The 9,579-nt window shown below is 73.9% G+C and carries 10 protein-coding genes; all 10 read right to left on the bottom strand.

Annotated features, from left to right (window positions below):
* Window positions 1-1,596, bottom strand: a 1,596-nt coding sequence (locus tag UO65_RS25840) for a DUF6779 domain-containing protein (protein WP_052021772.1), incomplete at its 3' end; no start/stop codon positions are given.
* 46 nt (window positions 1,597-1,642) lie between these two features.
* Window positions 1,643-2,107: a DUF3180 domain-containing protein gene (locus UO65_RS25830; protein WP_035287340.1), complete on the bottom strand. Its 465-nt coding sequence runs from the start codon at window positions 2,105-2,107 to the stop codon at window positions 1,643-1,645.
* A complete protein-coding gene (gene folK / locus UO65_RS25825) occupies window positions 2,104-2,589 on the bottom strand; it encodes a 2-amino-4-hydroxy-6-hydroxymethyldihydropteridine diphosphokinase (RefSeq protein WP_035287337.1) in 486 nt (161 codons plus the stop codon). Before folK ends, UO65_RS25830 begins: the two co-directional genes overlap by 4 nt.
* Window positions 2,586-2,966, bottom strand: coding sequence for a dihydroneopterin aldolase (gene folB, locus UO65_RS25820; protein ID WP_035287334.1), 381 nt, complete (start codon window positions 2,964-2,966; stop codon window positions 2,586-2,588). The genes folK and folB overlap by 4 nt, the downstream gene beginning before the upstream one ends.
* Entirely contained in the window at window positions 2,963-3,796 is an 834-nt protein-coding gene (gene folP, locus UO65_RS25815; protein WP_456049226.1) for a dihydropteroate synthase, read from the bottom strand. The genes folB and folP overlap by 4 nt, the downstream gene beginning before the upstream one ends.
* Window positions 3,793-4,413 carry a GTP cyclohydrolase I FolE gene (gene folE, locus UO65_RS25810; RefSeq protein WP_035287331.1) on the bottom strand — a complete coding sequence of 207 codons (621 nt, stop codon included), beginning with the start codon at window positions 4,411-4,413 and terminating at the stop codon, window positions 3,793-3,795. The genes folP and folE overlap by 4 nt, the downstream gene beginning before the upstream one ends.
* Window positions 4,414-4,458: 45 nt before the next feature.
* On the bottom strand, window positions 4,459-6,768 hold the full coding sequence (gene ftsH, locus UO65_RS25805) for an ATP-dependent zinc metalloprotease FtsH (protein ID WP_035287328.1): 2,310 nt from the start codon (window positions 6,766-6,768) through the stop codon (window positions 4,459-4,461).
* A 226-nt stretch (window positions 6,769-6,994) separates the two neighbouring features.
* On the bottom strand, window positions 6,995-7,540 hold the full coding sequence (gene hpt, locus UO65_RS25800; RefSeq protein ID WP_035287325.1) for a hypoxanthine phosphoribosyltransferase: 546 nt from the start codon (window positions 7,538-7,540) through the stop codon (window positions 6,995-6,997).
* A gap of 10 nt (window positions 7,541-7,550) precedes the next feature.
* Entirely contained in the window at window positions 7,551-8,489 is a 939-nt protein-coding gene (gene tilS / locus UO65_RS25795; RefSeq protein WP_035287322.1) for a tRNA lysidine(34) synthetase TilS, read from the bottom strand.
* Entirely contained in the window at window positions 8,486-9,553 is a 1,068-nt protein-coding gene (locus UO65_RS25790; RefSeq protein WP_052021771.1) for a zinc-dependent metalloprotease, read from the bottom strand. Before UO65_RS25790 ends, tilS begins: the two co-directional genes overlap by 4 nt.
* Window positions 9,554-9,579 lie beyond the last annotated feature (26 nt).

The raw sequence follows: 9,579 nt of genomic DNA, 5'->3' as shown, positions 1-9,579 counted from the left end.
CACAGCGGGAAACGTCCCCGTGGGCGCGCGGCGACGGCCTGCGGCATCCACCGACTCCTCCGGCCTGCGCTCCACGGGGAGGAACGTGCCGGACGGGGTGTACCTGCCTGATCCCGCCGCCTGCCTGCGGGGGTCGGGGGGTGGGTGGGAGCCGGGCGCCTGCTCGGCCGGGTGCCTGCGGCCGGGGTCGGCGGGGAAATCGGCGGGGGCGGGGCGGCGGGTGGCGGGGGGCTGATCGGGCGCGGCGCGGGTCGGGTCCGGGGCGCGGCGGGGCTGGTCGGGGTGGGGCTCGGTGGGGAACGCCGCGGCGGTCTGTCTGCGCTGGTCGGGGCGAGCGGACTCCGGGTGGGCGCTGGTCGCCTGCTGGCGGCGGGGGTCTTGGGCCGGGAACGCGCTGGTGGGCGGTTCGCGGCGGGCGCTGTCGGAGTCGATCGGGGCCTGTTGCCTGCGCGGGGCGCCGTCGCGGCGGGGGGCTTCGGGGTCGGGTGGGGCTTGTTGTCGGCGCGGGTCTGGTGTGGGGGGGGTGCCCGGTGCGGGTTCGCCTCGGGCGTTTTCCGGCTGGGACGGGAAGGCGCCGCTCTGCTGGGGGCGGCGCTGGTCCTGCTCCGGGGACCCGGGTTGGGCGCGGCGGGTGTCCTGGCCGACGGGGCGGGAGCTCTCCTGCTCGGCCGGGAACGCGGCGCCCTGCCTGGTGGGGTGGGCGCCGGGGGTCCGGCGGGGGTCCGGTTCGCGGAGGCGTTCCGCCTCGTCGGTGCGCAGGGGTCTGCCGCCGCCGGGGTTGGCGACCGGGGGGAAGGCGTCGGCGCGGGGGCGGGACTCGGTGCGGTTGGGTGGGGCCTGGCGGGTGGTGGGCCTGCGGGGGGGTTCGGCGGCGGGCTGCTGGCGGGCGGTTTCCGGGACGGTGCGCCTGCGGGCGGTGACCGGGCGGCTGCCCTGGCCGGAGACCACCGCCGGTTGCTCGTCGCTGTCCCACGACGGCTGCCAGTCCGGGTCCATGCGGTCGCCCTCGAACCAGCCGTCGGGGCGTTCGACCGGGGGTTTGCCGACGCGGCCCATCATCTCGGTGGAGGCGTCGCCCGCGGCGGTGATGCGGCGCAGGGGTTTCGAGCCGCGGTTCTCCTCGGCCACGCCGCGCATCCGGGTGGCCTCGGCGTGCAGGGCGAAGCGCTCGACGAGGACCTCGCCGCCGCCGAGGAGCTGTTGCAGGTGCTCGCGCATGGCCTTGAGCTCCTCGCGCAGCTCGGCGAGGTCGGTGCCCGCCTTCTCCTGCGCGGCGCGCTCGGCCTCGGCCGCGGTCTCCAGCTCGAACTCGCGCCGGGCGGCGACCTCGCGTTCCAGCTCCAGCTCGTAGACGTGTTGCAGGTCCGCCGCCCGCTCGGCGCGGTCCCCGGCCTGCCTGCGGTAGCGGGCGGCGAGGAAGGCCCCCGCGAGCGCGGCCCACAGCGCGGCGACGACCCCCAGCCGCATCCACTTGAGGGAATCGCTGAAGACGAGCACCGCGGTGGAGGCGAGGGCCAGACCCAGCGCCGCGACGAGCAGCAGGCGCGCGGTGGGGGCGCTGTCCCGCTCGTCGAAGGTGTCGGTCCGGCCGGTCATGCGCCCTACCGTACCGGGCCGTTACCTCGACGAGACCAAATGGATCTCACGTTGTTGATCGCCGATCATCGGGGTAGGGGTCGTCCGGGGTGCGGCAGCAGTGCTCCAGCCACAGCGCCGCGCCGATGAGGATCGCCGCGCAGGCGGCGCCGACGACGGCGCTCGGCACGTCCTGCTTGGCCGCCGACACCCGCGAGCTCTCCGGCAGCACGTACCCGAGCACGCCCAGCCAGAGGCCGAGCATGATCGCGCCGAGCAGGGACGACGCCTTCGCCAGCGCCACGGCGCGGGCCGCCGCGAGCGCCTGCACCGGTTTGCCGCCCTTGCCCCGGATGCGCGAGCGCAGCGAGTACCCCAGCACGGCCTCCACGGCGGCGAGCACGAGCAGGGTGAGCCCGGCCAGGGTCGGCAGCGGCGGGAGGGAACCGTAGAGGAGCCGACAACCGAAATACCCGATCAGGGCGCCGATTGCACCCGATGGGATGAGGTCGGCCGCCTTCGTCGCCTTCACCGCAGCTCCAGGTCGTCCCGGCGCCGCACGCCCGAGGTGTCCAGGGCGGACAGCAGGTCCCGCGCCGGGCCGCGCCCGGGCAGCACCGCGTCCGGTTCGACGTCGAGCCACGGGACCAGCACGGTCGCCCGCTCCGCGGTGCCCGGGTGCGGCAGCAGCAGTTCCGGGTGGTCGCTGGTCACACCGTCCACGGTGACCACGTCGACGTCGAGCGTGCGCGGCCCCCACCGCTGCTCGCGGACCCGGCCTGCCGCGTCCTCCGCCGCCTGCCCGCGGCGCAGCCAACCCCACCCGTCGAGGTCGGGGGACGAGACGACCAGGACGGCGTTGAGGAAGTCCGGCTGGTCGGTCACGCCCCACGCGGCCGTCTCGTAGACCGGTGACACGGCGACGAGCTCGGCCGCGAAGGCCTCGACCGCCGACCGCAGGTGTCCCAGCCGGTCGCCGAGGTTGGACCCCAGCGACAGCACCGCCCGGCTCACCGCGCCCCGCCCCGGGAGCGGCGCGACCGGCGGACCGTGACGGCCACGTCGGCGAACGACAGCGGGATCGGCGCCGACGGCTTGTGCACGGTGACCTCCACGGCGTGCACCCGGTCGTCGGTCATCTCGGCGTCGGCGATCTCGGCGGCGACGGTTTCGATCAGGTCGCGCGGCGGACCGGAGACGACCTTCGCCGCGCGCTCGGCCAGTTCGCCGTAGTGCACGGTCTTGGTCAGGTCGTCGGTGGCGGCGGCCTCGGCCAGGTCCAACCACAGCGTGATGTCCACCACGAACTCCTGGCCGTCGCGGCGCTCGTGGTCGAAGACGCCGTGGTGCCCGCGCACGCGCAGGCCGGTCAGCGTGATCCGGTCGGTCATCCGGCAGCCCCCGTCATGGCGGCCACCACGGCCACCGCGTCCAGTGATCGGTCGACGTCGTGCACCCGCACCCCCCAGGCCCCGGCCGCGGCGGCCAGGGCGGTGATCGCCGCGGTGGCGTCCTCCCGGCCGTCCGGTGGGCGCGGGGTGCCGTCCGGCGCGGCCAGCAGGGTGCCGAGAAAACGCTTGCGGGATGCTCCCACCAGCACCGGGAAGCCCAGCCCCACCAGGCTGTCGAGGTGGCGCAGCAGCGCCCAGTTGTGCGCGCCGTTCTTGGCGAAGCCCAGCCCGGGGTCGAGCACGATCCGGTCGGTGGCCACCCCGGCGGCGACCGCGGCGTCGACCTGCGCGAGCAGTTCGGCGCGGACCTCGGCGACGACGTCGGTGTACTCGGCGAGGGAGTCCATGTCCCGGCTGTGCCCGCGCCAGTGCATCAGGACCCACGGCACCCCTGTCGCGGCGGCGACCTTCGCCATGTCCGGGTCGGCCAGCCCACCGGACACGTCGTTGACCACCCGCGCCCCGGCCTCGACCGCCGCCTCCGCCACCCTGGCCCGGGTGGTGTCGACGCTGACTGCGACCCCGGCCGCGGCCAGCGCGCGCACGACCGGGACCACCCGCGCGGACTCGGTCGCCGCGTCGACCCTGGCCGCCCCGGGCCGGGTGGATTCGCCGCCGACGTCGACCAGGTCGGCCCCGCGCCGCCACAGCGCGAGGCCGTGGTGGACCGCGTCGTCCACGTCGAGGTAGCGGCCGCCGTCGGAGAACGAGTCGGGCGTCACGTTCAGCACGCCCACCACCGCGCAGCGGCCGGGGTCGGGGAGGGTCACCGGCTGCGCCCGTTGATTAGCTGCATCGCCTCCGCGCGGGAGGAGGCCGAGGTCTTGAACTGCCCGCGCAGCGCGGAGGTGACCGTGCGCGCGCCGGGCTTGCGGACCCCGCGCATGGCCATGCACAGGTGCTCGGCCTCGATGACCACGATCGCGCCGCGCGCGTCCAGCTTGCGCATCACCGCGTCGGCCACCTGCGAGGTCAACCGCTCCTGCACCTGCGGGCGCTTGGCGTAGAGGTCGACCAGCCGGGCCAGCTTGGACAGCCCGGTGACCCGGCCGGTCAGCGCCGGGATGTACCCGACGTGCGCGACGCCGTGGAACGGCACCAGGTGGTGCTCGCAGGTGGAGTACATCGGGATGTCGGTCACCAGGACCAGTTCCTCGTGGCTGACGTCGAAGGTCTTGTCGAGCACCGCGTCGGGCTCGGTGTAGAGACCGGCGAACAGCTCGGCGTAGGCCCGCGCCACGCGGGCCGGGGTTTCCCGCAGCCCCTCGCGGTCGGGGTCCTCACCGCAGGCGAGGAGCAGTTCCCGCACCGCGTTCTCGGCGCGGGCCGGGTCGAAAGCCGGGGCTGGGACGGCAGCCGTCCCAGCCCCGTTGTTCGTTGTGGTCATCGGTACCTCCGTCGATCGCGGCGGCCACACGCCGCCACCATCGCATTAGGAACCGTTGCCGCGTCCGTCGGAGTCCCGCTCCCGACCGTTGGGATCGTCACCCCGCGGCGGCTGACCCCCACCCTGGCCGGGCTGCCACTGCTGCGGCGGCCCGCCCTGCGGCCCGGTGGCCGGGGTCCACCCGGGCGGGGCGCCGTAGTGCGGCGGTCCCGAGTTGCGGCCGGGCTGGTAGGCCTGCCCGTACGGCGGGGGCGTCCCGTTGGGTCCGGGCTGCCCGTAGGGCGGCGGGGTCCCGTTGGGCGTCCCGTTCGTCGGCGGCAGCCCCGGGTTGGAGTGGGGCGGGCCACCGGGGAGGTCACCCGCGCCGGGGATGGCCGCCACCGGCGTCGGCACCGACTCGCGCTCGTTGTCCTCCGGCCACGGCTCGCCGCGCTCGATGGCCTGCTCGCGGCGGGTCTTGATCGGCGGCTTGTCCGACGGGGTGCGCTGGCCGAAGTCGTTGAACGCGGTGATCCTCGGCCGCTTCTCGACGTTGGAGAAGATCCGCTCCAGGTCCTTGCGGGTGAGCGTCTCCTTCTCCAGCAGCTCCTCGACCAGCGAGTCGAGGATGTCGCGGTAGGTGTTGAGCACCTCCCACGCCTCGGTGTGCGCGGCCTCGATCAGCGCGCGCACCTCCTCGTCGATCTCGTGCGCGACCTCGAGGGAGTAGTCGGCGCCGTGGCCCATCGACCGGCCCAGGAACGGGTCGCCCTGGTCCTGGCCGTAGCGGACCGCGCCGAGCCGGGCGCTCATGCCGTACTCGGTCACCATCGCCTTGGCGATCTTGGTGGCCTGGTCGATGTCGCTGGAGGCACCGGTTGTGGGCTCGTGGAACACCAGCTCCTCGGCCGAGCGGCCGCCGAGCGCGAACACCAGCCGGGCGATCATCTCCGAGCGGGTCATGAGCTGCTTGTCGTCCTCGGGGACGACCAGCGCGTGCCCGCCGGTGCGCCCGCGCGGCAGGATGGTCAGCTTGTAGACCGGCTCCAGGTCGGGCATCGCCCACGCGGCGAGCGCGTGCCCGCCCTCGTGGTAGGCGGTGATCTTCTTCTCCTTGTCGGAGATGATCCGGCTCTTGCGCGCCGGACCGCCGACGACCCGGTCGACCGACTCCTCCAGGGCGGCGCTGTCGATCAGCGTGCCGTTCTGGCGGGCGGTGAGCAGCGCGGCCTCGTTGAGCACGTTGGCCAGGTCGGCGCCGGACATGCCGACGGTCCGCTTGGCCAGGCCGTCGAGGTCGGCGTCCGGGGCGATCGGCTTGCCCTTGGAGTGCACCTGCAGGATCTTCTTGCGGCCGGTCAGGTCCGGGGCCGACACCGGGATCTGCCGGTCGAACCGGCCGGGGCGCAGCAGCGCCGGGTCCAGGATGTCGGGCCGGTTGGTGGCCGCGATCAGGATGATGCCGCCGCGGGCGTCGAAGCCGTCCATCTCGACGAGCAACTGGTTGAGGGTCTGCTCGCGCTCGTCGTGCCCGCCGCCGAGGCCCGCGCCGCGCTGGCGGCCGACCGCGTCGATCTCGTCGACGAAGATGATGCACGGGGAGTTCTGCTTGGCCTGCTCGAACAGGTCGCGCACCCGGGAGGCGCCGACGCCGACGAACATCTCCACGAAGTCCGACCCGGAGATCGAGTAGAACGGCACCCCGGCCTCACCGGCGACGGCCCTGGCCAGCAGGGTCTTGCCGGTTCCCGGCGGGCCGTAGAGCAGCACGCCCTTGGGGATCTTCGCGCCGAGCGCCTGGTAGCGGCTCGGGTTCTGCAGGAAGTCCTTGATCTCGTAGAGCTCTTCCACGGCCTCGTCGGCGCCCGCGACGTCGGCGAACGTCGTCTTGGGCATGTCCTTGGGCAGTTGCTTGGCCTTGGACTTGCCGAAGTTGAGGACCCGGTTCCCGCCGCCCTGGGCGTTGTTCATCATCCACATCAGCAGCAGCAACAGCAGGCCGAGCGGGATGATGAAGATCAGGATCTGGGTGAGGAACGAGTCCTGGGTCACCGCGGTCTTGAACTCGGTGCCGTCCGCGCCGATCAGGGCCTGGTAGATCTGCCCGGTGGCCCCGGCGGGGTACTGGGTCAGGACCTGGGTGACCTGTTGGCCGTCCTGCTCGACGGGTTGGCGGAGGGTGAGCTTGAGCTGCTGCTCCTTGTCGCCCAGCTCGGCGGTCTTGACGTTGCCCTTGCTGATCTCGGCGACGGCCTTGGAGGTGGGTACGGTCGTGTACCCGCGCGTGTCGTCGAACAGCATGCTGACGGCGAAGTAGATCAGCAACACTGCCAAGATCCACAGCAGCGGGTTGCGTAGCAGGCGCTTGCGGTCCATGCACTTACGGCCGCGGTGGCGGCCTCCACCCTCCCTGACTTGCCTGTGAGGGCAATGACGACCATTGCCCCACCGGACGGGGCCTCCGGTCCTCCCAGAGTACCGCCCGCTCGGGCACCCCCACCGGACGAAGTGCGGTTGGGCTGCCCGTTGACGTCAACGTCCGGCGACCGGACCGGGTTCCCGTCGGTCAAGCCCCCGCGGCGTGACCCGTGCTACCCGGTCGTCAGCTGTAGACCTTGGGGTCCAGCGTGCCGATGTAGGGCAGGTCGCGGTACCGCTCGGCGTAGTCGAGGCCGTAGCCGACCACGAACTCGTTGGGGATCTCGAAGCCCACGTACTTCACCGGCACCTCGACCTTGACCGCGTCCGGCTTGCGCAGCAGCGTGCAGACCTCCAGCGAGCGGGGGTTGCGCGAGGCCAGGTTCTTGAGCAGCCAGGACAGCGTCAGGCCGGAGTCGATGATGTCCTCGACGATCACCACGTCGCGGCCCGCGATGTCGCGGTCGAGGTCCTTGAGGATGCGCACGACGCCGGAGGAGGAGGTGGCCGAGCCGTAGGAGCTGACCGCCATGAACTCCAGTTGCACCGGCACCGGCAGCGCGCGGGCGAAGTCGGTCATGAACATGACCGCGCCCTTGAGCACCCCGACGAGCACCAGGTCCGCACCGGTCTCCGGGTAGTCCTTCGCGACCTGCTCGGCCAGTTCGGAGATCTTCTCGCTGATCTGCTGCTCGGTGATGAGCACGGAGGCGATGTCGCCGTCGTACACGGGTGTCCTCTCAGCTCTCCGACCGGTCGCAGGTCAGCCTGCCACGTGCGCGGCGAGCCACCAAACCGCCCGGCACGGCGATGCCCCGCTGGCCGCGCCAGCGGGTGATCAGGGTGTCGACGGCCCGCAGGTGGGCGTCGGTCAGCTCGGGTGCGCCCGCGTCGGTCAGCCAGCGCCGCAGCACCCGCCTGCGCAGCGCGGCGGGGGCGCCCGCGAGCCGGTCGACGGCCAGCCCGTCCGGCGACGGGGTGTAGAGGTCGGCGGCCAGCTCGTCGAGGGCGGCCAGGTCGTCCTGGAGCTGGGCGCCGGTCCGGGCGAGCGCACCGGCCACGCCGCCCTGCAGGACCTCCTCCAGCAGCGGCAGCACCTCGTGGCGCAGCCGGACCCTGGTGAACCGCGGGTCGCTGTTGTGCGGGTCCTGCCAGGGGGTGAGGCCCTGCGCGGCGCAGGCCAGCTCGGTCGTGGCGCGGGCGACGCCGAGGAACGGGCGGCCCCAGGAGCCGTCGCGGGCGCGCATCCCGGCGATGGAGCGCGGCCCGGAGCCGCGGCCGAGTCCGAGCAGCACGGTCTCGGCCTGGTCGTCGCGGGTGTGGCCGAGCAGCACCAGGTCGTCCCCGGCGGCCGCGCGCAGCGCCGCGTACCGGGCCCGCCTGGCCGCCGCCTCCACCCCGCCGCGCCCCTCGACCACGACGGGCAGCACGTGCACGGCGTCGAGGCCCAAGTGTTCGAGCTGGTCGGCGGCGCGCGCGGCGACCTCGGCCGAACCCGCCTGCAACCCGTGGTCGACGACCAGCCCCTCGACCCGGTCGGCGACGTGCCGGGTGGCGGCGGCCAGCGCGAGCGAGTCCGCCCCGCCGGACACCGCGACGAACACCCGGTCACCGCACCCGTCGAGCAGCGCCCGCACCGCCACCCGGGTCTCGGCGACCGCCGGGTGCGGACGGCTCACGGGGCGACGCGGCGGACCCAGGCCTGCGGGTCGCTCAGCTCCGCGCGCAGCGGCAGCGTCTCCGGGGAGGTCCAGATGGTGTTGAACGCCCGCATCCCCACGGTCTCGACGACCTCGGTGGTGAACTTCGCGCCGACCGCGTACTGCTTCATCTTCGCGTCGATGCCCAGCAGGCTGCGCAGCACGCGGTCGAGCAGACCTCCGCCCTTGCGCCGGGCGGTGAACCGCTGGCGGATGGTCCCCACGCTGGGCACCACGAGCGGCCCGACGGCGTCCATGACGTGGTCGGCGTGGCCCTCCAGCAGGGTCGACAGCGCGATCAGCCGGTCGAACACCGCGCGCTGGGCGGGCGACTGGAGCAGTTCCAGCACGCCCATCGGCCCGGCGGACGACGTCGGGTCCGGCTTGGCCCTGGCGGACTTGAGCAGTTCCGGCAGCCGCGACAGGGCGTTGTCGGCGGAGTCGTCGAGCCCCCCGACGAAGGTGGCGACCTGCTCGGCGAAGTAGTCCCGCAGCCACGGCACGGCGGTGAACTGCAACCGGTGCGTGCACTCGTGCAGGCACACCCACATGTCGAAGTCCTGCGCGTCCACCTCCAGCGACCGCCGCGCGGCGACGATGTTCGGCGCGACCAGCAGCAACCGCCCGGAGTCCCCCGCGAACGGGTCGTACTGCCCCAGCACGCGGCTGCTCAGGTACGCCAGCACCGCCCCGGCCTGCACCCCGGCGGTCCCGGACAGCACACCGGCGACGACCCGGCCCGACCGCGCGGGCAGGGCGCCGTCGGTCAGCGCCGAAATGCTCGCGGCGGCCGCGGCGATCCAACCGTCGCGGTCGACCACGTCGCCGTCGAGCAGCGGCAACCCGTCGCCGAGCCCGGTCAGCGCGCGCACGTGCCCCTCGGCCTCGGCGGTGATCGAGCGCAGCCGGGCCACCGAGGCGTCGGCCTCGCTCCTGGGCACGACCGGCCCGGGACGGGCCAGCCTGCGGGCGGTGGAGACCGCCACCGCCCAGTCGATCGGCGAGACCCCGGCTCCGGCCACGTCCGTGCTGGTCGCGTTCACACCCCCGAAGCTACCCGAGCCGAACG

The organism is Actinokineospora spheciospongiae (assembly GCF_000564855.1).
Lineage (GTDB): Bacteria > Actinomycetota > Actinomycetes > Mycobacteriales > Pseudonocardiaceae > Actinokineospora > Actinokineospora spheciospongiae.
The sequence above is the reverse complement of the archived record's forward strand: the minus strand, read 5'-3'. Positions and strand labels throughout refer to the sequence as shown.

What these genes read in the sequence shown, in the direction of transcription:
- folE (WP_035287331.1), bottom strand. Translation starts at nt 4,413, where the DNA reads ATGACCACAACGAACAACGGGGCTGGGACGGCTGCCGTCCCAGCCCCG.
- folB (WP_035287334.1), bottom strand. Translation starts at nt 2,966, where the DNA reads ATGACCGACCGGATCACGCTGACCGGCCTGCGCGTGCGCGGGCACCAC.
- ftsH (WP_035287328.1), bottom strand. Translation starts at nt 6,768, where the DNA reads ATGGACCGCAAGCGCCTGCTACGCAACCCGCTGCTGTGGATCTTGGCA.